Origin of the sequence: Calothrix sp. FACHB-168, from assembly GCF_963889195.1 — a bacterium.
In the GTDB taxonomy this organism is placed as follows: domain Bacteria; phylum Cyanobacteriota; class Cyanobacteriia; order Cyanobacteriales; family Nostocaceae; genus Aulosira; species Aulosira anomala_A.
Genome location: NZ_CAWPNJ010000073.1, coordinates 1 through 23661 on the forward strand (window position 1 = coordinate 1; position 23661 = coordinate 23661).

Below are 23661 nucleotides of genomic sequence, written 5' to 3' on the forward strand. Positions count from 1 at the left end.
TACCGATATGCGAGATACAGATATAACCAGTTACGTCCGTTAATTTAAATTAACGGACGTAACTGGTTATATCTGTATCTCGCATATCGGTATATTTATATAACTGGTTATACTAACTTGCATGTCTGCATTAGAACTGGTTGTATCTGTAATCATCACGTTATACCTTTATTATAACTAGTTGTATACTGTGCCTGAAAAGCCTTGCTATACAAGAATTGCAGCAGCTAGCAGCATCGGGTTATATCTACATATTATAAAAGGTTCTATCTTTATTGCTAACCAGTTCTATATATGTTTCAACGACTCTATGCAAAAGCTAACCAGTTATATCTATTCAAGATTATTTTATAACTAGTTCCAAAAATGAAATAACAAGTTATATCTACATTAGAACTCGTTTTATTTTTATCACTGGTTATATCTGCATTACAACGACTTGGCACGGCAACCAGTTACCCACAGATTAGAACCCGTTTTATTTTTAGTTACTGGTTATATATGTATTAGAACGACTTACACTCCGAAGGGCGATCGCGTCCACAATTTCTGACTAATACTTATCATCAAAAGTTTGCCGATTTTTGGCTATGGCTTGCGTAACTTCTCTATGCTTCCCCGAAGGGCGATCGCGTCCCTTCCGAATTCCCCGCCGCCAAATTTTCCCCGCCGCACTTCCCCAGGTGCGATCGCCTATGCCCAATTCCCGATGACCAATGCCCAATGCCCAATGACGAATGACTACTGCCCTACTTCAGTATGTTTTGGTAGTCACGACATTTTTATACAGTCTTGGTAGTCACCACTGAGAATCATCGCCGTAGTCACGACCTATTTTTTTAATTCTCAGTATGCTTTGGTAGTCACGACATTTTTATACATTTTTTGGTATTCACCACTGAGAATTTTAGTATTTTGTATCAGAGTTTGATACCGTAGTCACGACCTCTATATATATAGATATAAACTAACGTGACTACCAAATATAACTACGTGACTACGGACATAATCACAAAACCCCAAAACCCCCAATTCTAAATTTAGGTGTGACTACCAAAATTGGCGCGAACTCCCAAGACCCATTTTTTAACCGCGAATAACCAAGCCGCATAGAATCGCCTTCCCTTCACCCATCTGCCAGAAAAAAAGGTTTTAGCCGCTTGGATGCTCACCGCAAGGCAAATACACCATAGGGCAAAATTAAACCCCTCACAGGCGATTCTGGAGGGGCTAACGTGTTGGGCAGTGGGGAAGGGTAGAGGGGCGATCGCTTCTAGTTTTTTGGCTAAAAGGGGTAAAGATACAGTGAATATACATAAATTAATCTATATTTTAGATATCATTCTTTTAAGTAACTATTTATGGCTATAACAGTTTATTCGCAAACATTTCAAAGAGAATTAGATGTTGAGCAACTATTATCTTTGCTTGGATATAATAATGAACTTGATATAAATGCAAGAATAAAAAAATTATCTAAACAGGAGAATAATAAAATTTATAATGATGTTATTTGCCCTATATGTGGTTGCAAGGGTGGTAGCATAGTAACAGCCTCAATATCAAAGCAAGCACACTTTAGATTTAAAGATCATAATTACTTTTGTGATTACAATTTTTCTAAAGAGAATAAGAGCCAAAAAGGTAAGTCGGTAGATTTTGGCGATGAACGTAGTAACGAAACAAAAATAATTCGTGAATTAGTTACCAAAGGAATTGAGCAAAAAATTATATCTCAGCAACTTATTAGCGAAATGCGAAAATATTTTTATGATACTAAAATTCAGAATCAATATAAAATGGACATTTCTACTGAGGCTTTAGATTGGTGTATTAACTTAAGAAATTCAAAGTATTCAATTGCCGCAAATTTTACAGATATTAAATTTAATCCAGTTTATACTCAATTACCTAATTTTGATTGGAAATTGGCTGCTAAAAGTTTATTTATTGAAGAGAATGCTAATTTAATTGAGATAGCCAATAACTGTTTTCTACGAACTGATAAAAATTTAATAGATAAAGTTAGAAAAAAAATTCAAGATACTCAAGAATATGTGGTGTTTGATGTCTCAAAATTAGAAATACCATATAAAAATACTATTAAATTTGCTCAATTTATAACAGTTAATTTTTCATTACAAGACAAGAAAACTGAATATTATTTAATTAACTCAGATATAGTTATGGCATTTGCAGCATTACTATTATATGCTGTAAATTGGAATATCGAATTTGCTATTTTAAACTTAATAAAAATAGTGCAATCTCCTCAATCTGTTGATATGAACTCAGGCAATATCATTGGTCTAAATCCTTTTTATGATTTTGAAGTTTGGTCTATCATTGCAAAGATTAGAGAGGTTTTAACACATAGCAAAAATGGTATTAACTACCAAGATCAAATAGAGCTAATTGAAGCACAGTTAAAAAACGAATGTGAATTACGAAAGTCCTTAAATCAACATAATAAATAATTCCTACAGCATATTTCAGGTAAATGAGGTACGCGCTTCGGGGCATGGCAGTGCCAATGCCCCTACAATCAACGATTATCTGTACCTCACCAACTTGCAATTCGCTGTAAGATCTAATGATTATCAATTAGTTAATAAATAGTTGGTAATCATTAGATTTCTTGTTATATTTGCTACTTGACTTTAGCTCTGCGGCAGCCTTCACTTACAAGTGGCAGAATTTTATCTGTATCCTTGCCTTTATTGGTATAGCTGGAAGGGTTAAATGGGTCTTTCTTATTCGCCTCTGCTACCAGCTAATCACATCAGTGATTGATTTCCCCTTGTGGCGTTTGTTGTGGTATTGCCCTAGCCCATAAGCCTCATTATGGCTTGTCACTTCATCGTTGTGAGCTTCCAACCATTTAGCAATCACTTGACCATTACAACCCGATAATTCCCTGAGTACAGCATTGCCCACATACCACCTATCATCATCTGATATAGCAACAGTAGAATTATGAGTTTTGATAGCAGCGAAACATCTCATTAATTTTTCATCAATTGCACCAGCAGATTTTAATTTTTTGAGTTCTTCAGATGAAACAGCTTCCCAATCTCTATCGTCTTGCTTGGGTTGTACTTTAGTAACTTCCTTAATTACTGCTGGCTTACTCTCAGCACTGCTAGGTAATTGATTTAATTTTGCCTCTAACCTAGCATCAATCAATGCTTCTAGCTCGTTTTTATCAATAGTAATTGTTTGATTTTCTGTAACTTGCATTTCTTTAGCTTCCTCTTGTAATTGCTGGTTTTTGGCTGACAATTCATCTATTTTTTTATTAGCTTGTGCCAATTCTTTTGTTAATCGGGTGACTAGATTGTATTTTTCTAATAACAGATGAACTACTTCATGTTGAGAATTTAAATTTAATTCAGCTTGCAGATTTTTAATTACTTCTAAATCTTCAGGTAAAGCTTTTACGTTGGTAGGTTTTGCTTTCTCTGGTGCGTCAGGGAATCCAACTGGCTCAGTCACGTAATAGTCAGAGTAGCCAAGGGTAGTAGTGATGTGTTTTAAATCGGAATCCGAGATTTTTTCACCTGGGGTAATATGCCCCAAAAATGAAGCAGCAAAGTACATCTTTGCACCAATAGAACCTTTACAATCTCTCTCGGTCACTAAAGCAGCACAAGCAGCACGTAAGGCTTTACAGTCATTTTGGTCTTGACCATGACGGAAATTTAACAGAGGTTCATTACTGTCTTTACCACCAAAGTACTCTTGTACTACTCGACGTAGTGAGTTACCGCGTCTGTCTTCAATGGCTTTGTTTTGCGCAGCTGTATCACGGGGGAACTCGTTGGAAACTTCTTTTAAGAGTGACTTAACGCTGTCATCTCTACGGAGGTGATTAAATTTCTCAATGATGTAGCTGGCAGGAAATAAGGTAGAGATTTTAAAAACTGGCTTTTCACCGCGCTTTTTACCTTGTCCCTCAAACATTGCCTGATAAGATTCCCCCTCAACTGGGGTAAACTTCCCTCTGGCTAAAATTTCATGTGGCCTTCTACCAGTTGCGGCAATTAACCCCACTGCTAACTCATGGGGGTTATCGCTTTCTAGTAACTTGCCAGTAATTTCAATGTACTCATCTGGCTTGATTTCAATACCTATGCTGCCATCTTCATTTGTGGCAGTGACGCGATCGCTTACCCGTGTAGTCTCGTTTCTCGCTTCCCAATCTTTCTTGTCTAAGCCACAAAGCAGTAAGCAATAATGCTTCAACTCATTACCCACAACATTACCAGCCTTGTCATGCTTGGGTACGGAATCGGCATTTTTACCTTGCTCTAGCTTCAGAGATTTAAATTTTTTGTAGAACCCGACACGACTTAAAACTGTACCCAGGCTATCAACGCTGTAATTAGTACTGGTATTTAACCATTCATTGAACTGTTCACAGTGTGGCTTAATTTCCTCAAAGCTTTGTAAATCCTTCGTCGCTTCAAACAGTTTGTTAACTTGCTCTTGTAATGCCTTGCTCACAATCTCGTTACCTTTTTAGAACTTGTTCTATTATCTATAACTGGTTATATATAGGCAAGGGGTTTACAGAACTGGTTACATAAATATATTTAATATAACTGGTACTTATTTTTATGAAACTAGTTCTATTAATATAGAACTGTAAGGAAAAAGGGAGCCGCGCTAACGACTCCCACGTACTAAAAAAGGTAATTCGATGTTAATTCAAACCAAGACTGAAACCAAGCCTCTAGCCAACAATGCTCAAAGCGATCACCTAGATGCCAGTTTTGATGTAGCGGTGGGCTTACCCCCAAAAACAACTGAATTAGGAAGCGATTATTTCAGCGAGTACATCAAAGAAGTTAACCGCACTGGCAAGACCCCATTCTAAAAAACTCAAGGCTAGGGACAAACCCTAGCCCATTAAAAACTCGTCGCTTCACCCAAAAAAATATGAAATCTGAAAGCTTTTTGATAGTCTCGCTAATCGTTGTAATTTTGGTTTTGGCTAACGCGATCGCCTCACTAATCACCCCGGTTATCAAGCACTATTGGGCAAAGTACCAAAGACTGTTGTTCCAAAAATATCTTCAAGTGTCAGCCAACCTAGATTAAAAATATTGTCCAGCCAGTCTCTCAGATTAATTGAATTTTTATAATTTTCAGACTGCCAATTTTCTAACATATTTTCTAAGTCAGATTTTTGTTCTACTTGGTGCAATAAAACTTCAAGTCCAAATTGCTGTTCCGAATAAACAGGTAATTTAGATCCAAGGAATTTATCAGGATGTAGAGTAATAATCCCATCAAGATTATTAGCCATTGCACAAGCTTCCTCGACAGCAGATGCGGGTTCAACTATATTTGACAAGCGAGATTGCTGTACAGCGGACGAATCAACCTCACATATTAAAATTCCCATCTTTTCTATCAAAGAAATCACGAACTCGCTCACATTCTTTTCAGAATCCGCAAGCTCTCTTCTATTGTTGATTGAAGCTCTTACAACACAACAAACGTTCTCAAAGCCGATTGAAGATATATATCCTTGAACTCGCCGTGATTCAAAAATATCAATAAACTCTTGAGCATTTGGGAAAAAAACATTTCGGTTAAGAATCGCCTCTAAGATGAGGTCACTAGCAAGCATCATCCGCATCATTCTCAGACCTCCGCATTCTGGGAATTGGAAATCTGGTTTAAATTTCTAACAGAAGCCGGCTCTTCAGTATCAGCTAGTTTGCGTAAATCTTCCAAGAAACTAGTCTTGACCTTTGGCTGTACCTGTGAATATAGATGTGTCGATTCAATATCCGAAACAGACTTATGCCCAATAGAAGATGCTTCCTGAGTGTTAATTAATTTACGCAACTCGTCTAATTGATTTTTCTTGGTATTTGACTGTACCTCTACTGGTTCATTGTCCGGAACATACTCTACCAATTGGTCTGGCATACATTGAAAAAGCTTGCACAACTTAATTACTCTATCTATCCACTCTAAACTACCCCTACCTTTCTCCCAATTAGCAACAGAATTTTCTGTTACACCCAGAAGTTGACCTAATTCAAGCTGAGTCAGACCTATCTGCTCACGGAGTAAAGCGATTCGTGAAACTATCTTTGTCTTTTGCATGGGTTGGTTACTTGTCCTCTACAATTGCCATTTTAACAAATTTGCCTAATTTTTTTTAGGCAAATTTGTTGCAACGCTAAAATTTTTGAGGTAAGCTACTCTCAACCCTAAAAAAAATTAGGTTAATAAATTTAGCCTTTTCCCATAAAAAGGTAATACAGATGTCTATTTTATCCAATCCCAAACCTCGCAATCCTTATGTCCGCCTATTATCCCTCACTTTCTCCCTTGGAGTAATGCTTGGCTCCGGTTTAGGTTATGGCTTCAACCAAGTTGTTTCCAATACCAAACAGCAAGAACTACCTGCTCAACCTGAAGTTCGTCATGTCAACCTTATAGAATACGAACGCCTGCAACTAGAAATGACTTTGACAGATGTACGAGCTATTCTCAGTAGCAACGGTACTGAAGTAGACCGAACCCCAACAACAGTAACCTTCGTTTGGGATAACCTGGATGGCTCCAAAATTACCGCCATCTTTGAGAATGGCAGGCTTAAAAGTAAACAGCAGTCCCGGTTGAAGTAAAAACTAAGGAAGTAGAAAATTTATATCTGCGATATGAACCAGTTAACATCAGTTTTAACTACTCAAATCACTTTGACTAAAAAACTTGGCCAGTCAGGGACTCCGATTTCAAATCGGATAGTTGGGGGGTGCAGGTGAGGGCGATGCACATAGACTATAGTAGTAGCGCAAAATAGCGTTTGAGTCTAGATAAAGCCCAATATTTTTCTATCCAATCCGAGATAACAGATATCGCCATGCCGCCGCCAGTCCCAAACACAGGACTACCATTCAAAAGTGCCTGACTGACCTTAGTTAGCAAACTCTCTACAATCGGCATTTCAGACACCCATTCACTTAGAGCATCCTGAACAATATCACCTATCTCTACGGTTTCTGTACCGTGTCTATACTTTACAGAATGCTTACCCTCTATAAGTTTGGAATTTCTCAAAGCACTCTCAAGGTTATCTTTCTTGAACTGGATACCGCCTCTATCTATCCGGGCTAGGGCGATCGCTGCTAGCTTGAACACTAGTATTAAATACAGCAATATATAGCTTGCCCTATCAGTAAAATCATGCTTTGATATTTTGAGTATTTACTCAAATGAGCTTTTACTCAAATATTCATTGCTAAAGCAGGGGCGATCGCATCAGCCGTTCTTGGCGTTCGAGTAGCATCCATACAATAACTTACGCTCAGGCTACAAAACAGGCAGGCAAAGCATTCTAGCTAGCGGTCGTTAAACATTGCCTAGTTTGAATCCTTTTAGGCAATGTTTGTCTAGTGGAAGTTTCTGCACGATATACTGATGGACTGAAATTCAAGTATTAAATTGTTACCATATAACTAATCATTGTTTAATAATTAAAATACTTAAAAGAATAATATATGTCAGGAAAAAGACATCATATACTTCCAAGGTTTCTACTAAAAGGATTTGCTAACAAAAAACAAGGTGAACAAGTATTGACTTGGGTATATCATAAGGGGAAAAAGCCTTATAAAAACAATATAATAAACGTTAGCGTCGAGAAACATTTTTATGGCAAAGAAGGAGAAATTGACGCAGATACAGAAATTACAAATGTAGAGTATAAATATTCAGTTCTTATAGATGAGTTAAGAAATAGAACATATTCGGGTAAGGTAGTTGAAGTTGAAACAAACTTAATACCAGATTTTATTGCTCATTTATCTATTCGGACAAAACATCTTAGAGATTCAATCAACGAGTCAACAGCATTTGTTTTAAGTGAGATAGAAAATAATTTATTTGAATATACTAATTTTAGTAATTTTAAAAAACACTTATTAAACAAATTAAAAGCAGAAAAACCGAATACGTTGCTTCAATTATTGTTATCTGAAGGTTCTAACTTTTTAGATAATCGAGATTTAGAACTTAAAAAACTTTTTCTAACTTATATTGATACTGTTAAAGGTAAAGTTTCAGAAGTAATTAGAGAAACTCATATCAAAACGTTGTCAGAAAGCCCTAATCCTAAAATAAGAGCAGATATGTATCAAGGATTAAGATGGTTCATATGTAGCTCTAAAATACCTTTAATTCTTGGCGATACTGGATGTTTATTTGAAATTAATGGTTCTAGAAGATTTAAATCTTTTCATGATAAATTAGATAAAATTAAATATGTCTTTTTACCAATTACATCCAATAAAATTTTAATTGGATCTCACTCAGAATTATCTGAAATTAGTTTTCAAATCATTAACGAAGCCATTGCAAAATCAAGTCGAAAGTTCTTTATATGTTCAGAATATTCTGAATATTATAATAGCCTTTTACCATTAATTGGTCAGGAATCAGAGTTAATAAAAAAGGACGAACTAAAAGCAATAGTAAATAAAAATTTCAATAATTTTTAAAGATCGCACAATCATTTTTTATTGAAATAATCAAATGAGTAATTACTCAAGCGAGGCGAGATCGCTCTTAAGGGGCGATGTTAAACCTGGGGCAGGTGCAAAGCGCTACTATCTCCGGGTCGAATGTGAATGTAACCTGAAGTTGTAGCAATATCTGCATGACCTAATGTTTGCTGAATTAGAGGAACTGGCGTTCGCCTCTCAGCATTGTGGGTAGCGTGAGAATGCCTCAGCCAATGACAGCTAACCTTCTCGGTCAACCCTGCCCGTTGGGCCGCATCCTTAATTATGGGGTCAACATTTTGGCGTTGCAACGGCTTCAACCCCTTACCCTTGCGACTAGGGAAGACATAAGCATCTTTGGGCGCATCCTTACGGTAGTTCATTAATTCGACCCACAGATATTCTGGCAGCAGAACATGACGAGACTTATCCCCCTTGCCCACAACAGTAATTTGCCCGGAGCGATCGCGAACAGTAAAATCTCTCCACCTTAGCCCTACCAACTCCGAAACCCTTAACCCTGCGACATATAGCAATTTCAATATCAACAAGTCTCTAATTTGTTGGGCTTGATAACGATACTTGGCGCGTTCAGTCAGCCGAATCATCAGCGCAATATCTGTTTCAGTAAGAATTTTCTCATGCAATCGCTGGTCAATCTTCTTTAACTTGATAGCAGCACCGGGGTTTTGCTTGATGTAACCAGTCTTGTAGGCAAAGGAAAGTAAACTTTTAACTGCTGCCATATAGGTATTAATCGTAGGTGCAGCAAGCTTTTTCTGATATAGATACTCTGAGAATTCCACCAAATCTTCTACTGTCGTGTGGGTGATGGCTTTCCCCACTCCGCCCAAAAATGCGGTGAACTGCGCCGCATACCGCAAATAACATTTTTGAGTAGAAACTGGCTTATCGTGCAACCACAACTGAATTAACCGCTGTTGGGCATTAACAGGCGCTAATTTCGATAGTTGCTTGCCTCTGGGCTTAACTGCTACTACTGGTGTCATAGTTAATCAAAAACTCAAACAGACAAAACGCCAATTTTGTCTGTTTCATACTCATACAGCTGCACTGCAACACCAGAACCAAAAAGCCGCAATTCTTTACCAAAATTCTCAAATTCTGTGTTCAAGCCAGGTAAATGGTCTTGCTTACCGTGTATTCACCCGGAGCTAATGTACGATGCAAGCCTTCAACGGCTAATAACAGCAACTAGGGGGCGATCGCTCTGCTTCAGCGACATTTCACCGAAAGACATTCGCATAATCTTTCAAAGCCTTGCTGACAATGACTTTGGGCAGACTGTAGGGGAAGTAAAGAAACACTGGCGACAACATCGCCAAGATCGCCGATGTCCCTAACACCTGCTCATCACTTACTTTCAAATACTTCTGCAACTGCTCTAAATTTCGATGCCCACTGATTATCACCCTCAACGGAATACCCGCATTACTCATCTGGGTTAATGCCGTCCTTCTGAAGCTGTGGGTACTCACACCAATTATCCCTACTGACTTGCAAGCTGTTCTCAAAATTCTTGCAGATGAATCTTTGCTGATATGTCCGTTACTGTGAGCAGAGAATAGATAGATGCGCCAGCCTGAGGGCAATACTTAATTAACAACTGCCGCCTTGTAGTTACTGCGTAGTATTTGAACCGCTTTCGGTTTCAAATTTAAAATCTACAAAATAGTCCAAAGGCTTCTTGTAAATCATTGCAAAGTCGGTCAATTCTACCACATCAACTCGCCTCTCTCCTGACTCGCACCGCGAAATGTACGACTGTGGCTGATTGAGTTTTTGTGCAACCTCTAGTTGGGTTAAATCAGCTTCAAGTCGCGCTTCCCGTAGGCGTTTGAGAAATGCCTTATATCTTACTGAGTAGATTGAACCTCCCATGCAGGGAGGTTACAATGATTGGCAAAATATGCAAAAATAGCATATTTATGTTACATTGCTAGGTTTTCAATAACTTTAACTTGCAAGACCACTCTGTAAGGCTACGTCATTTTAAATATGGCATGAGAAAAAATAGAGAGTTACTCATGGATGCTAATAAATCTTCATTTAGTGATAGTGATATTGATGAATTTTTAAAGCGCTATGAATCTGGTGAAAGAGATTTTAACAAAGTAAATTTATATCAGGCTGACCTTAATGGACAAGACTTAAGGGGAGTAAAATTAACTAGTGCAAATCTGCATAATGCGCAACTTTTTGGTGCAGATTTGCGAGGCGCACAACTAGATAAAACTGACCTGTCTTGTGCTTTTTTGTGTGGTGCAGATTTGCGAGGTATAAAGATAGTTTATGGAGATATGGTACTAACGAATTGTTGTGGCGCAGATTTACGGGGTGCATACCTAGCTTGCTCCAACTTGAAAAGTGCAAGCTTTATAGGAGCAGATTTAAGAGGGGCATTTTTACGTGAATTAAACTTAGAGAACGTGTGGTTTGATATGGCAGATTTAAGGGTGGATCACGCCAGTATGGAATTAAATTTGAGCAATGTAAGCATGAGAGGTACAAATATAACCGGAATAGAAGATAAAATAATACAAATGGATGGGGAAATACTGATAGATGCAATAGATGATGTATCTATTTTGCCTAATATTGAAGCACTTACCAATCAGCATGTAATTAAGTCTAAAATATCTGTTAACAATCAAGGAATTCCATTTGATATAAATAGCAAAATTTATACATGGAAGACCTTAAGGTTTCGTTCAAAAGTAGAAATAAAAATTGCTGAAGCACTTGACCAGACTGGAGTTCTCTTCCTGCCAAACTGTTTAGCTCGTCTTAACGATCCACGCACACCACAGGGTCGAGGTAATAAGGAAGCAGATTTTCTGATCTGCCACCAGGGTAAATGGGGCATTCTTGAAGTTGATGGGCCTTACCATAAGCCAGAGAGGCGAGTAGACGAACAAGAGCGAGAACGGCTTTTTCGGCATTACGGGATACGAGTAATTGAGCGTTTTGATTCTTCAAGATGCCAGAAACAGCCACAAGAAGTGGTAAGGGAATTTTTACAAATACTTGAAAAGATGCACCAATTGTAAGTGGTTATGGCTTGCAAACGTTGCTGCTCAATTACCTATTAAACAATCAGGTGCTAAACAAAAATAATATCAAAAAGTAAAAATTTTGACTGGTTAAATCGTTAAATGCCCAGCCGAAAAAGCCTCAATTAAAATAATTTTGATTTAGTCTTTAATAGGCAGATTTACACCTGCTTATATTGTTACTAATTCAACGGCATAGCATAATTGTGACCGCAGTCTTTACACTGGTATTTTTGAGTAGTTTTAGTCTTACCATTTTTCTTGACGTTGCTAGAACTACACTTAGGACACGATACCGCTATACCCTTAGCAACGTTGCTAGCAACACCTTGATTTACAAGGGTTACAGCGTTCGGTGTTGGTGGTGATAGTTGGCTAGCAACGCTATCAGCAACGTCGGCAACAGAGGTAATTTGGTCATAAGTGTATGCACTAAAGGCAGGTAATTCCATGAAATAAGGCTTTTTACCTGGCTCAACTACGAGTGCAAAGCGATAAGCATTTGGGTCTGTATTGTCAAGCTGTAATTCATCATTTTTGGATGTACAAAACTCAGTTAACTTATCAGCAATAGCTTTTAGTCTGTTCTGTTCTTCGCTAGTAAATTGATTTGAGTTAGTGATAGCGTCATAAGCATTATTCCCAATATGAACATTAACGGCTGAGTTCCAATCACTTCTACTCATACCTTTGTATTCAGTAACATTGGCATTTTGACCAATGAATATCGCCCCTAAATTTTGGTGTGATGCTTGCTTAATAACAAAGCAGACGCTATCAGCAATCCCTGCTTTCTTGTTGTGGGTATGGCTAAAAGTTGAGTCAATTTCGTCAAAAAGCCACAGTTCAAACTGCTCTCTGAATTCTTGACCATTAGCACGATTATCAACCTTTTTAGCTAGCTCCTTAATAGCTTTCTCGCTGTCATTGTGAGATGTGCCAACAGTAGGAATAGTCCAGTAATTCTTAACACTATCAAACTGTGGGTTAAACAGCTTTACTACACCAGGGCGATTCTTGAGGATGCACACGGCCAAGTTTTCAGCCGTTGGGCTTTTACCTGATTCACTTCCCCCGGTGATGCGAATACGTGACCATCCTTTGACAGTTGCCTCAAACTTGGCAGCGCTCACCCAAAGCTTATTGATATCACTTTCACTTGCTGCCTTTTTCTTAGATGGCTTGCGAGTCTGCACCTCTAGAACCATCAAGCCAGATTGGTAGTTAGGGGTAAATTCTGGCAGTGTTAGAGCGTTGGTCAAGCCTGCTAACTGTGGACTGTTGTCTTTGTCATGCAACATATCAGCAGTCAGATAAACCTTGTTTCTACCAGTCGCAAAGGTCAATGTGTAGCCTGTTTCAGTCTCTTGCCAAGCTATTGCATCCAGAACATATCCATAAGCCTGATAGTAGAAGTTGATAATTGCGTTACCTGCTTGGGCATAGTCAATAGTTCCTGTGAACTGCCAAGGTTTTCTCAATTCCTCCAGTTCTGCTTGCATCTGGGCTATCAAAGCATCGCGCTCTTGTAGTTTGGCGATCGCCTGCTTGCCTGCCTCTAGTAGTTCTGTGTAGTTGATTTCGTAGTTTTCTATGTGTTGATTATTAGCCTTCACCCAATCGCTTACTATGGCGCGAACTTGGGCTTCATTCTCTGCCTTTAATTCTTGGATAGTCTTGCCAGCGTGTTCCTGCAAGTTAATCACGTCTTGTTCGTATTGACGGTAGCTAACTGAGTCTTGCAGCAGTGAATCAAGATATCTAATGGCTATTGATTGACCCTTGACCCTTAATTCAATACACCCGTTGATTATCTTATCTTGCATATCCAAGCCAACATCAATCAAATCATTGAAGTCTGTTAGCTGGTCGTATTCTTCAAGTTTTTTGATGTAGCGGTTACGGAATTTATCAACTTCAATTAGCACACTGTTAAATTCATCAGCAATTGGTGAATAGTTCCGCATCAAAGCTTCTATATGTGCTTCTAGTTTACGTAGTGAGCGATTGTAACTTTCTCTTACTATCTTGTGTGCTTCTCTCGTTGAAAATCTGCCAACTTCTTTTAACTTGGTTTCAAGCTGATAGATATTTTCACGACTGGTAACTAGTTCATCACTGCGAGATTTTAATAACTTCAATGCCTGCTGTAGATCGTTTTCAAGCCTTTGTGACTCTTGCTTGCTGGTTGCTAAATCGTTAATCGCTTTGTCTAAATTGCGAGATATTTCATTATTTTCTCTAGCTTTCAGTTTAATAATTTCATCAAAGCTCTTAGCATCTTTGTTGTAGTAAATGAAGGCTCTGCTTGTTACTAATTCGCCTATAACTACGCCAGCAATTGAAAATCCAAGTAGACTTTTACCAAACTCTTTAACGGCTGAGTTTGGTTGAAATACTGCCACTGTAGAAGCTAAACCTAAGCCAAACGAGAAAATGAATAGTTGATTTTTGAATTGATTTAAAGAGTTGAGTGACCCTTGCATGGTACTATCCGATTCAATATGAATGCGTTTGGTAGGGATTGTATTTGCTGTACAATCCCTATTTTCTTTTAGACTCCGTTGCTAATAGAGTCTTTCAAATATTTCTGAATAATGTCTTGACTTTGGGACTGAATACTCTTGATTTCAGCATCTCGTTTCTGTTCTTGAGCCTCAAATTTCAAAGCCAACTGTGATGTTTCATTAGCCAATGCAGTAGTGGTAATTTGAGCCTGTTTTAAGCGTTCATTAGAGTGTTGTAACTTCTCTTGCTCAATGGCTAATTCAACATTTTGACGGTCAAAGCGTACAATCTCTTGATTTACTTTGACTTGCTCAGTGGCAGATTTAATTACTGACTGCTGGGCTTTGTGGTATTCCTGCTTAGTTTTACCAACTTCATTGATGTACTTAAAGCCAGCTTGGTAGAGTTGCAATGCTCTGGTAGCTCCGGCGTAATGGGCTAACCCGTTGGTCAAATCTTGGTCTGTTGACTGAGGCAAGGCAGATGGGTGTAATAGGTCAGAAGGTACTAGAGAATTAAAGTCAAGCTGAGGTATAACTAAGTCGCCGTAAGGGTTCTGGTTAATCTGTAGCTGACTAGAAGCATAACTGTGCTGGTAGCCTGTGCCTGTGGGAGAATCGGCTTGTCTGATATTGTTGGCGGTATTGATAGCGCTAGCTGTGGCAGTTGTTGCGACATTAGCGACTGAAGAGACTGTGTTAGTAATTGGCTCTAAAGTTGTTCCAATTGTTGATGCAATTTCCTGTGCTTTCACTCCTACACCAGCTAATTTGGCTTTTACGCGCTCTCTAGCTTTTCTATCCCGTTCTTGATTAGCTGCTTCTCTAGCTGCTTGCTTCTCGCCTGTGGGGTCTGTTAGTCCTCTTTTTGGATGTGCCATTTTGTCTGTTTTCCTATTAATTGAATTTACTGGTTGAAATCTTCCACAGCCACAAAGTAATCCTGATTTATTAGCTTTGTGCGCTTGCTGATGTGGCGTTAGCTTGTCGCAGATTGGGCAATAAAGTCTCATTTGTAGCCTCAATTAATCGGATTGCTTCTGTTGAGTAATGCCAGCTATCAGCGACATGAGTAATGATTCTGTCATCAATAATTTGGTTAGATTCTTTCAGTTTCAAAACTGCTGTATATGCCTCTGCTAGTGCTAATTCAGCATCGAGTAAGCACTTTTCAACTGTGGCTAAATCCTTGCTTTGAGCAGTGGAAATTTGGCTTATCATGATGGTGTAAATAATTCAATTGCGGGATTTTACGAAGCTTTTTGAGGGGATACAGATATTGCATCCCCTCTTTTCTTTGGCTATCTAGGGTAAGATTTCATCAGATTCATCCTTAAGTTTGGGGCTGAACTAGGGGCGATCGCTTACTTCTTGGCCGGAGGGGCGATCGCCTTTAACTTTGATATCAACAAGCCACAGGGTTGTTAGGGTGGCTATTGTCAGCAGAAATGCTAAGTATTGCTTTGCAGTGGACATCAGAACGACTCCAAGCCTAAAGCCAGTAATCGACTAATAACGGGGTCAATTTCCTCTGCTACTTGCTCAAATTCTTGAATAGCTTGCGGCGACTGGGGAATGAACGATAAGCCACTCATAGCGGTTGCTGGCTCAAATTGTTGCTGTGGTTGTTGGACATTGGGCATTGGGTATTGGGGAAGAATACCGCCAAAGTTGTAATTAGATTCTCGAAGTTTCCACAGCATCCAGTTCAAAGCTTGCTGTGGTGTTGTGCCCATCTGGGATGCGATCGCGTTTATGTATGCGTCGTGGGCTTTGTTGATTGTGAGTCTCATAGGTTTAATCCAAATTGAAAACATCTTGAGCTTGTACGCCTAAATCTTGCATCTCGGAGTTAAACTGTTCTGCAAAACCTGCCTTAATTTCCTTACTTACCTTGGCAGCTAAAGACGCGCCTAGCATACGCCAATTCTGCAATCCAGCGTTTAAATTTTGCTTGGCTTGGGTAAAATTCTCAACGGTTTTAGCATCGCTTTGACGCGCCAGTTGATTGTTTTTATTAACAGTTGCTAGCGCCGAACAATTAGCCTGTTGTGTTGGTTTTGGTGAGAATTTTAATAGGCTTTCAATGCTAGTTTTATCAGCACTTCTAACAGCCTTAACTAGTTTTACAGCGTAGCCAGAATACTGTGTATTTTTCCCCTCACCGCGTCGTAGAAGGTCTACAGGAACTTTGTAATTTTCGATTAGAGATGTGATAGCTCTCTGGAATGCAGATTTATCTAGTCTGGTCAATTCTCTGGCTACTGCCGATAGTACCCAGTTATCCAGTAGATCTGATTGCTTCGATTCAGATTCGATTTGTGTTTCGATAGTTGCTTGCTCTGTGATTTCTGTGGCTTCTACTTCAATCACAGAAAGAGATTGATTGGTCATAGCGCGATTCAAAAGTTAGTGCTTCAGTTGTTGCGGTTCGGTTCGATTTGCAACTGAAAGCTAATCTAGCACGCTACAGAGTACCCCGTAACGAAGGTGTTATTTAAAATGCTAATATGCTACTTGCTAGCAAAATCATCTCAAGTGCTTATATACTAAGGATTTAACCGGATTATATATCTATAACCTATGTTTATTGCTAGCCCGTTGCAGGGTAGTAAGTTAACTGTTACTCTGGAGCAAGAATTTAAACTATGGCAGTGAAAATCACACTAAAAGATATTAGAAATAGGCGATCGCTGTCTCAAGAGAAACTTGCTGTTTTGAGTGGGGTTTCGGTTTCTTATATTCAAAAAATCGAGCAAAACACTATCAAAAGGTTGTCTTTAGAGGTGCTAGATAAGTTGTGCAAAGTTTTAGGATGCCAAGTATCAGATTTGCTTGAATACACTGAGGATGAGGAATTGCCGGCATGACCGAATCACCCAATCCTGAAACTTTAGAGGCGGTCAAAAGTTTTGCGACTGCCCTTAATAGTTTTGCTTGGAATGCTGACTATATAAAGTTTTGCGAAGTTCTTGGCTTTACGCCAGATAGCTATGCTGAAGAAAAGTATCAGCAATTTCGAGAACTGGTAAGCTATTTAGACTGCTTTGACCATGAATCATTAGCCAAAATGATTGAGGCGGGAAAATGACGGATACCCCACAAGACACACCAAGTCGGCTTGACCAAATAGAAGCGCTACTGGTGCAGACCAACACCAGCTTAAACCGAGTAGCCCAGCAGCAAGATCGTAATACTGAAGCACTAGCCCAGCTTTCACAAGAGGTTAGAGAGTTAACATCCGATGTAACCCGCGTGTTGGCTCGGAGCGCAATACTTGACGATGTACTCTTGGAATTACGGGAAAGTCAGGAACAACATCAACGCAACTTTGAAGAACACCAACGAACTACCAACGCGGCATTAAATCAACTTGGGGCTATCTTGGTGCAACTTACACGGATTAACCCGCCAAACTAGCCATGACCGATGAAAGCAATCCTTATAACCCAGATGAGGAGGAGTTTGACCCAGTAACAGACGAGAGGGATTGGTCAGCAGCAGAAACAGAGCTAGCCTGTTTTGCATTAGCCAGAAGCAAAGGTAAGCGGTTGATTCAAATTATCAACACCAAAAAACCACCTATGCCAATCATTTGTATATTTGAGGACTACGCAGAATGACACCTGTTGCAGCACAAGTTTCAGTCACCGCAATTATCCCCATGCTGAGTGCGATCGCAGATCGGCAATGGGAACAGTTCAAGAAGCTGGAGGCAGATTTTGTGTCCCAGCATGGGGTAGAAGTTTGGCAAGAAGTTTTTAATTTCCGTCTCAAACCCGCACTAGATAAAGACTCTGACAGATGGCTGCTTATCCAATGGTGTAGTGAGGGGATTATCTCGGTCAAAAAAGTGGTGTAGCTGCGACCGCGCACGTAGGGGTAAGCAGCATTGCCTCTCACAATCAAATCACCCCAAACCTTTGCAAATCTTATACCACGGGCATTTCTTACTTTTTTCTTTCTCCCTACGGAAGGGCGATCGCATCTCTTAACATTTGAAATCCATACAAGCGCATTATCATTTTTATTCAAACTTTTCTACACAGAAGGGCGATCGCACTTCTTTACAATTCCAAAGGAGGTTTGATGAGTGACGTTCCAAAGATAAAGGATGACATTGAAATCGTCAAAGTAGGCGATCGCATTGTTCATCCATGCTTATTTCGAGATAATTTCTATAAAATCATGATCGGTTCACCATATCTTTTTTTACCAAGACATGTCCATGTTGAATTAGCGATTAAAAACTTAACTATATCGGATATAGTCAAATTCCTAATTTACCCACGCGACGAAAACACAAATAGTTACTTTGGAGACGAAATTGGCAAAACTTATTTAGGTTACATAAGGTTTGTTCTGAGTGATTTCATGCGTAATTCTGTCGATAATAGACATTCTGATTTTAAAATGCCTCGGCATTTTCACAAGGATATAAAGGAACTATTAAAGGCTGAATCTAAACTTTTAAGCCAGGTGTGGAAAATCATCAAACTACTGGCTACATACTACTATCCAAAGCAACTCCCGCTAGTTTTTTTTGATATTTTTAAAGAGTTTGAGTTATTTTTCTTCATATTTAGTAATAAAATTCAAAACGAAGAAACAAAACTTACAACGTCCACAAACTTCATAAAGGCAATCCAATCTCAGAATAGACAACTAAACTACCCATTCGAGAACCCTTTTGATATCAGCAGATCGCCATCAACTTATAATTTTGTGAAAATCTGCCAAATTGAGTTAGGTAAGAATGACGATTTTGGGAAAGAATACAACGCGCTAGTAGCAGCAAGACAAAGCCTGACTACGAAGATAATTGCATCACACCCAGAAATTAAAAGGTTAGGAAGCAACAAAGTAGAGCGGAGAGGACGGAGATATTAAAGTTATTTTTTATACTTAAACGGGAAATCCTTATCTGACAAGGGATGTACGATTTTTAAATGAACTGATGGAAATCTTTGAATCTATGTTTTGATCATGGAATGCAGAAAACATTTGCTTACAACTCGTTTTTTAGTCATCTATGCCGAACTTTTTACTAATGATTCAGGAATTAAATACCAAAAGGACAAGATCGACGTTGACCCCAATAAAACCTAGGCGGGAAAGACGAGAAGAATCTAGAAAACTTACGAATATGCAAAAAAATGCTGATCAACAAAGTCTCTAGGCTTTGAGTATCGAATTAGCCAGGCAAGCTTGAGTGAGTTAGCCAAGTTCCGATACAAAGAACGATTACCAGTCGTTCACTAGAAAAATTGTCAACCAGACAATAACTAATTAATTTTCTAATAACTCAAGCTTACCTAAATAATTCACTCAAAGCCAGAGATACCCAATTTAGTAAACGGTATTTATGGCTAAGAATAATAATGCGAGAGTATGCTCACTCTCGCACCTACCGAAAAAACCTTGTATAACAGCTATTCTAGCAATTCTGACTAGAATTAGTCAATGGTGGCGCTACAGAAAGCTAGTTCGAGCAGTATCTCAAGGGAAACTGACAGAATCGCTCGAAATCCTTGCTGAGTCAGGAATTGAAGGCGATTTTGAAGGCGATATTGCAGGCTTTGTCATCGGAACTATTCAAAGTTTGGGGGCGGTGAGATGAAAATCTGCCCACACTGCGGCTTTGAGTTCCGGGTCAACGTAGTTTCAGAACGGTCAACAGGTTTTAAATATTTGCGGTCTGGTTGCTGCGATACCGCCCTGAGAAAATGCCCTGATCCGAGTGAGCTATTGAGATGCTCTAGCCTCAGCCTTGAGGAGCGAGATTACCTCAAGCGGCTTGTTGATTTACCTTGGTTTAGCGGTCAAGTCGCCGCTGTACTTCTCCAGATTGAAGCCAAGACACAGGCATCGGTGGAGGTGGCAGCGTGAGTCACAAGGGATTCGGCAAGGTAGCCTCACTGCAAAAATCGCTACGACAAGAGCTAAGAAAGGTTTTCGGTCAATTCAATTGGCGGGGAAATCACAGACATAAATCAAGCGCTATTGCAGAAATTAAAAGACAAACTCAATATGCTTCCAATAACAGCATAATTCACGAGTCAACGCCCCAAAGCGGAGAAAATAGCGGGGATTGGGTTTGTTTTGAGGGCAGAATAGCCGTAGAACATTGGCATGAGCTAACCATAGGTAGCGCGATTGACCCTGAGATAGCAAATCTCAACTTCAAATCCTTGTCAGGTAACGCAGCATTTGATTACCTCATCTACTCCGATAAAATCAGTCGCCGCAATGATGGACGCTTACGTGATGGCGATATGCGGCGATATGCTCATATCTCGAACGGTGGGTGGTGGTGTAGTGGAATCAATATTCTTACCGGAGAAGATTCAGTTTGGGGATGCTTCAAGCCCAACACGCCAGCAATAGACAAGAACAGGGGGAAGCCGATTAAATATGAGCATCCCCCAAAAGTAGACACAGAAATTTTTGCCCTACGGATTTCTAGTCGCATTTGGGAATTAATCGCCCGCCGCTATGATGTGGCACTGCCAGAGAATTACCAAAGTTTACCCCATAGCGCGTTTTGGAACTGGGTGAAAGAAAACCCCCAGATTCCCGTCATTATCTGTGAGGGTGCAAAAAAAGCAGCAGCGATTCTGGGCTGTGGTTATGTCGCTGTGTCCTTGCCTGGTGTGCGGAGTGGTTACAGACAACCCAAAGATGAGTATGGTGAAGCTTGCGGCGCTCCCTACCTCATCCCACAATTGGGAGTATTTGCCAAGCAAGGTAGGCGAATTTACTTCTGTTTCGATGCGGATAGCAAGCGTACCACAATCCGAGATGTCAACCATGCACTAGCCAAGACTGCCAAACTGTTAACCTTGCGTGGGTGTGAAGTAAAAGTATTAACTTGGCTTTCTGCTATTGGTAAGGGCATTGATGACGTTATCGCCGCTTGTGGCCGCGATAAATTTGATGAGATTTACTGTAATGCTCTCACCTTAGATGAGTGGAACACTAAACAGCTAAAACGGCTTACATACACGCCTGACTTGAGCCTAAATCAGCGTTATCTGGGTGAGGTATTTATTCCATCCAGTAAGCAGCTAATTGCGCTCAAATCGCCAAAGGGAACGGGTAAAACTTACTTCTTCCAATGGATAACCGATCCAGTAATTCGCAGTGGCGAGAAAAAGGTTTTAGTCATTACTCACAGAGTACAGCTAGGTCTTCAAATTGTTGAGAGATTAGGACTACCTTTTATCACAGAAGTTAGGCAAACTGAACAGGGTTCACATTTTGGTGTAGGGATGTGCATCGACAGTTTACATCCTAAATCACAAGCTAAATTCAATCCTGATGAGTGGAAAGGTTGCTGGGTTATTCTTGATGAAATTATGCAGCTAATCTGGCATTTACTATCATCTAGTACCTGTCAGAAAGAACGGGTAAGCATCATAAAGACATTTAAGCAATTACTCTTAAATGCCGTTAATTATGGCGGTAAAATCTTCATAGCTGATGCCGACTTAAACGATATCGCTATTGATTTTATCAAGGGATTACTAGGGCAAGAGATTGAGAGTTTTATCGTTGAAAATACATTTAAATTTGTAGAGCCTTGGCAGGTAAATCTAGCTAAAGGTAAAAATCCAGCACAGTTGGTTAATATTCTTACTGAAAAGATAGAAGAAGGTAGGAAGTGCTTTGTATGTTTATCAGGTCAAAAGCCTAAGTCTCGTTGGGGTAGTTATAACCTAGAGAAATATTACCAAAAGCGTTATCCTGACCTAAGAATTTTAAGGATCGACTCATCTACAGTAGAAGACCCAAAACATCCCGCTTTTGGTTCTACTGCTAACTTAAATGAGATTGTTAAAGACTATGATTTAATTCTTTCCACTGCCACAATTGAGACTGGAGTAAGCATTGAGTTTGAACATTTTGATTATGTTTTTGGCATTTTTCAAGGTGTGCAAACTACTGATTCTGTTCGCCAACATTTATCACGTTATCGCCCTCCGGTTCCCCGCTACATCTGGCTTAATGGCGTAGGTATAAACAAAGTAGGCAATGGCTCAAATACTGTCAATGGCTTGCTAGCATCGGAACGCAGAAAGGATAAGGCTAATATCAAAAAATTAACTGAACTTGGATTCGAGGAAACAATAGAAGGTAATTTTGAGAATATTTATATTAATACTTGGGCTAAGTTAGGGGCTATCATCAATGATGGAATGAGAAAATATTCCAAGCAGATTATTAGTGATTTGCAGGACGAAGGGCACATAATCTGTGAGCCTAATAAATTACCCGATCCGGTAGCAGTAGAAGCCACTAAACAAGAGATTGATGTTAATAGAAAAGAAGAATATTCAAAGCATCGTGAAAATGTATCAGCGCAACAAAGCATCACAGATGAACAATTTTTGAAGCTGGATAATCAACGTTGCAAAACAGAAGAAGAACAATTACAGCATCGAAAGGCTGAACTAGAAAGGCGCTATAACATCCCTTGTACCCCCGATGTAGTTGAGAAGGATGATTTAGGATGGCAACCTCAGATTAGGTTGCATTACTACTTTGATGAAGGTAGACAATTCTTAGCTGAGAGAGATAAAAATGTAATGTCTAACGCCATTAAAAATGGTGATGGCGATTACTTCATTGTCGATACTAATAAAAACTTGCTTGCTAACAAAATTGATGCTTTAGACTATCTTGAATTTGACAAACTCATGCAAGTTGAGGAGATTAGCAACAACCATCAAACAGCTATTGATTTACTAGGGAAAGTTAAAAAGCTCTCTTACGATTTGAAGCTTTTAGGATTTGGCGACTTCTCAAAGGCGAAAACGCCGATGGAGGCCTGCCGGCGATTATCCTCAGTAATTGGTTACAAATTCCCCATGCTACGAAAGGAAGGCAAGCGGGGAAATCAGGTGAGAATATATGGTACACCTGCCGCAGACTTTCAAAAAGATGATGAGGGTAAGCTAATTCTGGTCGATGGTCGGGCGGTTCCCGTTAGCGATCGCCGTGAGGAAGTTTTCAAAGCATGGGTTGAGCGCGATACCTTGGCGCGAGAAAAAGCAGCGGCGGCTAAGTTGGAGGCAGAAGCGCAAGCAGCTAAGTTAGCAGTCCCAGAGTCACCAGTCATTAGTCATCAGACAACAGCACAAGAGCAAGCAATAGCTGATTTTGATAGCACAACTGATATCAATCCTGAGTTGGTAGAACAGGCGATCGCCTCCGTAGAAGATTCCCCACCCCAAACGCGATGGACTGGGCTAAAATTGCAACTGCGGCAAGGATTAGAAATAGCTGGCTCTATATGGAGTGATTTTTACCGGGAATTGTCAGAAAGATTCGGACAAGCGATCGGGCTAGCTGAAAATGAGCCATTTTGGAATGCCTATGCCGAAAATTTTCAAGTCCATGTTACATTTCCGATGCTTGGAACCCGATCTGTGCCTTGCGATTGGCTCAACCTGGTAGAAGCCTTGTAAAAAATTAATGAGTGCAAGTGTTGGATTGCTCACCCGCTATGCTTTTTAAGCAAAATCACAGCTTTGAGCATTCACATTCAGTGCA

General features: G+C 39.6%; 28 protein-coding genes and 1 pseudogene. 15 read left to right on the forward strand and 14 right to left on the reverse strand.

Features of this window, described 5'->3' with window-relative positions:
* Window positions 1-553 precede the first annotated feature (553 nt).
* The gene (locus AACW45_RS33140; protein WP_190637424.1) at window positions 554-724 is read right to left on the reverse strand and encodes a hypothetical protein; all 171 of its coding nucleotides are present in this window, start codon (window positions 722-724) and stop codon (window positions 554-556) included.
* A 637-nt stretch (window positions 725-1361) separates the two neighbouring features.
* Between AACW45_RS33140 and AACW45_RS33145 the strand changes: the two genes are divergently transcribed.
* Window positions 1362-2477, forward strand: a complete 1116-nt coding sequence (locus tag AACW45_RS33145; protein WP_190637426.1) for a hypothetical protein — start codon at window positions 1362-1364, stop codon at window positions 2475-2477.
* A gap of 289 nt (window positions 2478-2766) precedes the next feature.
* Here AACW45_RS33145 and AACW45_RS33150 read toward each other — a convergent pair whose 3' ends face one another.
* Window positions 2767-4506: a protelomerase family protein gene (locus AACW45_RS33150; RefSeq protein WP_190637428.1), complete on the reverse strand. Its 1740-nt coding sequence runs from the start codon at window positions 4504-4506 to the stop codon at window positions 2767-2769.
* Between the two features lie 196 nt (window positions 4507-4702).
* On the opposite strand from AACW45_RS33150, the gene AACW45_RS33155 reads away from it, so the two are divergent.
* Window positions 4703-4879, forward strand: coding sequence for a hypothetical protein (locus AACW45_RS33155; RefSeq protein WP_190637429.1), 177 nt, complete (start codon window positions 4703-4705; stop codon window positions 4877-4879).
* A 150-nt stretch (window positions 4880-5029) separates the two neighbouring features.
* Here AACW45_RS33155 and AACW45_RS33160 read toward each other — a convergent pair whose 3' ends face one another.
* A complete protein-coding gene (locus AACW45_RS33160; protein ID WP_190637431.1) occupies window positions 5030-5650 on the reverse strand; it encodes a hypothetical protein in 621 nt (206 codons plus the stop codon).
* A 2-nt stretch (window positions 5651-5652) separates the two neighbouring features.
* The gene (locus AACW45_RS33165) at window positions 5653-6123 is read right to left on the reverse strand and encodes a helix-turn-helix transcriptional regulator (protein ID WP_190637433.1); all 471 of its coding nucleotides are present in this window, start codon (window positions 6121-6123) and stop codon (window positions 5653-5655) included.
* Window positions 6124-6284: 161 nt separating this feature from the next.
* Between AACW45_RS33165 and AACW45_RS33170 the strand changes: the two genes are divergently transcribed.
* Window positions 6285-6650: a hypothetical protein gene (locus AACW45_RS33170; protein WP_242045812.1), complete on the forward strand. Its 366-nt coding sequence runs from the start codon at window positions 6285-6287 to the stop codon at window positions 6648-6650.
* Between the two features lie 154 nt (window positions 6651-6804).
* On the opposite strand, the gene AACW45_RS33175 is transcribed toward AACW45_RS33170, so the two are convergent.
* Window positions 6805-7164, reverse strand: coding sequence for a hypothetical protein (locus AACW45_RS33175; RefSeq protein ID WP_190637435.1), 360 nt, complete (start codon window positions 7162-7164; stop codon window positions 6805-6807).
* A gap of 359 nt (window positions 7165-7523) precedes the next feature.
* Here AACW45_RS33175 and AACW45_RS33180 point away from each other — a divergent pair, with 359 nt between their 5' ends.
* The gene (locus tag AACW45_RS33180; protein ID WP_190637437.1) at window positions 7524-8522 is read left to right on the forward strand and encodes a DUF4238 domain-containing protein; all 999 of its coding nucleotides are present in this window, start codon (window positions 7524-7526) and stop codon (window positions 8520-8522) included.
* Between the two features lie 80 nt (window positions 8523-8602).
* On the opposite strand, the gene AACW45_RS33185 is transcribed toward AACW45_RS33180, so the two are convergent.
* Window positions 8603-9535: a tyrosine-type recombinase/integrase gene (locus tag AACW45_RS33185; RefSeq protein ID WP_190637439.1), complete on the reverse strand. Its 933-nt coding sequence runs from the start codon at window positions 9533-9535 to the stop codon at window positions 8603-8605.
* A 168-nt stretch (window positions 9536-9703) separates the two neighbouring features.
* Between AACW45_RS33185 and AACW45_RS38515 the strand changes: the two genes are divergently transcribed.
* Window positions 9704-9889: a hypothetical protein gene (locus AACW45_RS38515; protein WP_445223158.1), complete on the forward strand. Its 186-nt coding sequence runs from the start codon at window positions 9704-9706 to the stop codon at window positions 9887-9889.
* Between the two features lie 66 nt (window positions 9890-9955).
* On the opposite strand, the pseudogene AACW45_RS38520 reads toward AACW45_RS38515, so the two are convergent.
* Window positions 9956-10138 (reverse strand): annotated as a pseudogene (locus AACW45_RS38520) (tyrosine-type recombinase/integrase); the annotation flags it as partial.
* Between the two features lie 28 nt (window positions 10139-10166).
* Window positions 10167-10427, reverse strand: a complete 261-nt coding sequence (locus AACW45_RS33195) for a helix-turn-helix domain-containing protein (protein WP_190637441.1) — start codon at window positions 10425-10427, stop codon at window positions 10167-10169.
* Window positions 10428-10573: 146 nt separating this feature from the next.
* On the opposite strand from AACW45_RS33195, the gene AACW45_RS33200 reads away from it, so the two are divergent.
* Entirely contained in the window at window positions 10574-11596 is a 1023-nt protein-coding gene (locus AACW45_RS33200; RefSeq protein ID WP_190637443.1) for a pentapeptide repeat-containing protein, read from the forward strand.
* 185 nt (window positions 11597-11781) lie between these two features.
* On the opposite strand, the gene AACW45_RS33205 is transcribed toward AACW45_RS33200, so the two are convergent.
* From AACW45_RS33205 to AACW45_RS33230, 6 genes are all read right to left on the reverse strand, one after another.
* A complete protein-coding gene (locus tag AACW45_RS33205; protein WP_190637445.1) occupies window positions 11782-14085 on the reverse strand; it encodes an IS1/IS1595 family N-terminal zinc-binding domain-containing protein in 2304 nt (767 codons plus the stop codon).
* A 68-nt stretch (window positions 14086-14153) separates the two neighbouring features.
* The gene (locus tag AACW45_RS33210; protein WP_190637447.1) at window positions 14154-14987 is read right to left on the reverse strand and encodes a hypothetical protein; all 834 of its coding nucleotides are present in this window, start codon (window positions 14985-14987) and stop codon (window positions 14154-14156) included.
* A 70-nt stretch (window positions 14988-15057) separates the two neighbouring features.
* Entirely contained in the window at window positions 15058-15327 is a 270-nt protein-coding gene (locus AACW45_RS33215; RefSeq protein WP_190637449.1) for a hypothetical protein, read from the reverse strand.
* Between the two features lie 129 nt (window positions 15328-15456).
* Window positions 15457-15582 carry a hypothetical protein gene (locus tag AACW45_RS33220; protein ID WP_277880460.1) on the reverse strand — a complete coding sequence of 42 codons (126 nt, stop codon included), beginning with the start codon at window positions 15580-15582 and terminating at the stop codon, window positions 15457-15459.
* A complete protein-coding gene (locus AACW45_RS33225) occupies window positions 15582-15899 on the reverse strand; it encodes a hypothetical protein (RefSeq protein ID WP_190637451.1) in 318 nt (105 codons plus the stop codon). The genes AACW45_RS33220 and AACW45_RS33225 overlap by 1 nt, the downstream gene beginning before the upstream one ends.
* A 4-nt stretch (window positions 15900-15903) precedes the next feature.
* Window positions 15904-16500: a hypothetical protein gene (locus AACW45_RS33230; protein WP_190637454.1), complete on the reverse strand. Its 597-nt coding sequence runs from the start codon at window positions 16498-16500 to the stop codon at window positions 15904-15906.
* A 254-nt stretch (window positions 16501-16754) separates the two neighbouring features.
* On the opposite strand from AACW45_RS33230, the gene AACW45_RS33235 reads away from it, so the two are divergent.
* The 9 genes from AACW45_RS33235 to AACW45_RS33275 all read left to right on the forward strand — a co-directional run bounded on the left by AACW45_RS33235 (window position 16755) and on the right by AACW45_RS33275 (window position 23576).
* Window positions 16755-16976, forward strand: a complete 222-nt coding sequence (locus AACW45_RS33235; RefSeq protein WP_190637456.1) for a helix-turn-helix domain-containing protein — start codon at window positions 16755-16757, stop codon at window positions 16974-16976.
* The gene (locus AACW45_RS33240) at window positions 16973-17197 is read left to right on the forward strand and encodes a hypothetical protein (RefSeq protein WP_190637458.1); all 225 of its coding nucleotides are present in this window, start codon (window positions 16973-16975) and stop codon (window positions 17195-17197) included. Before AACW45_RS33235 ends, AACW45_RS33240 begins: the two co-directional genes overlap by 4 nt.
* Entirely contained in the window at window positions 17194-17526 is a 333-nt protein-coding gene (locus AACW45_RS33245) for a hypothetical protein (protein WP_190637460.1), read from the forward strand. The genes AACW45_RS33240 and AACW45_RS33245 overlap by 4 nt, the downstream gene beginning before the upstream one ends.
* 2 nt (window positions 17527-17528) lie before the next feature.
* The gene (locus tag AACW45_RS33250; RefSeq protein WP_190637462.1) at window positions 17529-17729 is read left to right on the forward strand and encodes a hypothetical protein; all 201 of its coding nucleotides are present in this window, start codon (window positions 17529-17531) and stop codon (window positions 17727-17729) included.
* Window positions 17726-17968 carry a hypothetical protein gene (locus AACW45_RS33255; RefSeq protein ID WP_190637464.1) on the forward strand — a complete coding sequence of 81 codons (243 nt, stop codon included), beginning with the start codon at window positions 17726-17728 and terminating at the stop codon, window positions 17966-17968. The genes AACW45_RS33250 and AACW45_RS33255 overlap by 4 nt, the downstream gene beginning before the upstream one ends.
* A gap of 227 nt (window positions 17969-18195) precedes the next feature.
* Entirely contained in the window at window positions 18196-18996 is an 801-nt protein-coding gene (locus AACW45_RS33260; protein WP_190637466.1) for a hypothetical protein, read from the forward strand.
* Window positions 18997-19471: 475 nt separating this feature from the next.
* Window positions 19472-19726 carry a hypothetical protein gene (locus AACW45_RS33265; protein ID WP_190637489.1) on the forward strand — a complete coding sequence of 85 codons (255 nt, stop codon included), beginning with the start codon at window positions 19472-19474 and terminating at the stop codon, window positions 19724-19726.
* Window positions 19727-19854: 128 nt separating this feature from the next.
* A complete protein-coding gene (locus AACW45_RS33270; protein ID WP_206758874.1) occupies window positions 19855-19995 on the forward strand; it encodes a hypothetical protein in 141 nt (46 codons plus the stop codon).
* Window positions 19992-23576, forward strand: a complete 3585-nt coding sequence (locus tag AACW45_RS33275; RefSeq protein WP_190637468.1) for a plasmid replication protein, CyRepA1 family — start codon at window positions 19992-19994, stop codon at window positions 23574-23576. The genes AACW45_RS33270 and AACW45_RS33275 overlap by 4 nt, the downstream gene beginning before the upstream one ends.
* The last annotated feature ends 85 nt before the right edge of the window (window positions 23577-23661 follow it).

What these genes read in the sequence shown, in the direction of transcription:
- AACW45_RS33145 (WP_190637426.1), top strand. Translation starts at nt 1,362, where the DNA reads ATGGCTATAACAGTTTATTCGCAAACATTTCAAAGAGAATTAGATGTT.
- AACW45_RS33155 (WP_190637429.1), top strand. Translation starts at nt 4,703, where the DNA reads ATGTTAATTCAAACCAAGACTGAAACCAAGCCTCTAGCCAACAATGCT.
- AACW45_RS33160 (WP_190637431.1), bottom strand. Translation starts at nt 5,650, where the DNA reads ATGATGCGGATGATGCTTGCTAGTGACCTCATCTTAGAGGCGATTCTT.
- AACW45_RS33165 (WP_190637433.1), bottom strand. Translation starts at nt 6,123, where the DNA reads ATGCAAAAGACAAAGATAGTTTCACGAATCGCTTTACTCCGTGAGCAG.
- AACW45_RS33170 (WP_242045812.1), top strand. Translation starts at nt 6,285, where the DNA reads ATGTCTATTTTATCCAATCCCAAACCTCGCAATCCTTATGTCCGCCTA.
- AACW45_RS33180 (WP_190637437.1), top strand. Translation starts at nt 7,524, where the DNA reads ATGTCAGGAAAAAGACATCATATACTTCCAAGGTTTCTACTAAAAGGA.
- AACW45_RS33185 (WP_190637439.1), bottom strand. Translation starts at nt 9,535, where the DNA reads ATGACACCAGTAGTAGCAGTTAAGCCCAGAGGCAAGCAACTATCGAAA.
- AACW45_RS38515 (WP_445223158.1), top strand. Translation starts at nt 9,704, where the DNA reads ATGTACGATGCAAGCCTTCAACGGCTAATAACAGCAACTAGGGGGCGA.
- AACW45_RS33195 (WP_190637441.1), bottom strand. Translation starts at nt 10,427, where the DNA reads ATGGGAGGTTCAATCTACTCAGTAAGATATAAGGCATTTCTCAAACGC.
- AACW45_RS33200 (WP_190637443.1), top strand. Translation starts at nt 10,574, where the DNA reads ATGGATGCTAATAAATCTTCATTTAGTGATAGTGATATTGATGAATTT.
- AACW45_RS33205 (WP_190637445.1), bottom strand. Translation starts at nt 14,085, where the DNA reads ATGCAAGGGTCACTCAACTCTTTAAATCAATTCAAAAATCAACTATTC.
- AACW45_RS33210 (WP_190637447.1), bottom strand. Translation starts at nt 14,987, where the DNA reads ATGGCACATCCAAAAAGAGGACTAACAGACCCCACAGGCGAGAAGCAA.
- AACW45_RS33215 (WP_190637449.1), bottom strand. Translation starts at nt 15,327, where the DNA reads ATGATAAGCCAAATTTCCACTGCTCAAAGCAAGGATTTAGCCACAGTT.
- AACW45_RS33220 (WP_277880460.1), bottom strand. Translation starts at nt 15,582, where the DNA reads ATGTCCACTGCAAAGCAATACTTAGCATTTCTGCTGACAATAGCCACC.
- AACW45_RS33225 (WP_190637451.1), bottom strand. Translation starts at nt 15,899, where the DNA reads ATGAGACTCACAATCAACAAAGCCCACGACGCATACATAAACGCGATC.
- AACW45_RS33230 (WP_190637454.1), bottom strand. Translation starts at nt 16,500, where the DNA reads ATGACCAATCAATCTCTTTCTGTGATTGAAGTAGAAGCCACAGAAATC.
- AACW45_RS33235 (WP_190637456.1), top strand. Translation starts at nt 16,755, where the DNA reads ATGGCAGTGAAAATCACACTAAAAGATATTAGAAATAGGCGATCGCTG.
- AACW45_RS33240 (WP_190637458.1), top strand. Translation starts at nt 16,973, where the DNA reads ATGACCGAATCACCCAATCCTGAAACTTTAGAGGCGGTCAAAAGTTTT.
- AACW45_RS33245 (WP_190637460.1), top strand. Translation starts at nt 17,194, where the DNA reads ATGACGGATACCCCACAAGACACACCAAGTCGGCTTGACCAAATAGAA.
- AACW45_RS33250 (WP_190637462.1), top strand. Translation starts at nt 17,529, where the DNA reads ATGACCGATGAAAGCAATCCTTATAACCCAGATGAGGAGGAGTTTGAC.
- AACW45_RS33255 (WP_190637464.1), top strand. Translation starts at nt 17,726, where the DNA reads ATGACACCTGTTGCAGCACAAGTTTCAGTCACCGCAATTATCCCCATG.
- AACW45_RS33260 (WP_190637466.1), top strand. Translation starts at nt 18,196, where the DNA reads ATGAGTGACGTTCCAAAGATAAAGGATGACATTGAAATCGTCAAAGTA.
- AACW45_RS33265 (WP_190637489.1), top strand. Translation starts at nt 19,472, where the DNA reads ATGGCTAAGAATAATAATGCGAGAGTATGCTCACTCTCGCACCTACCG.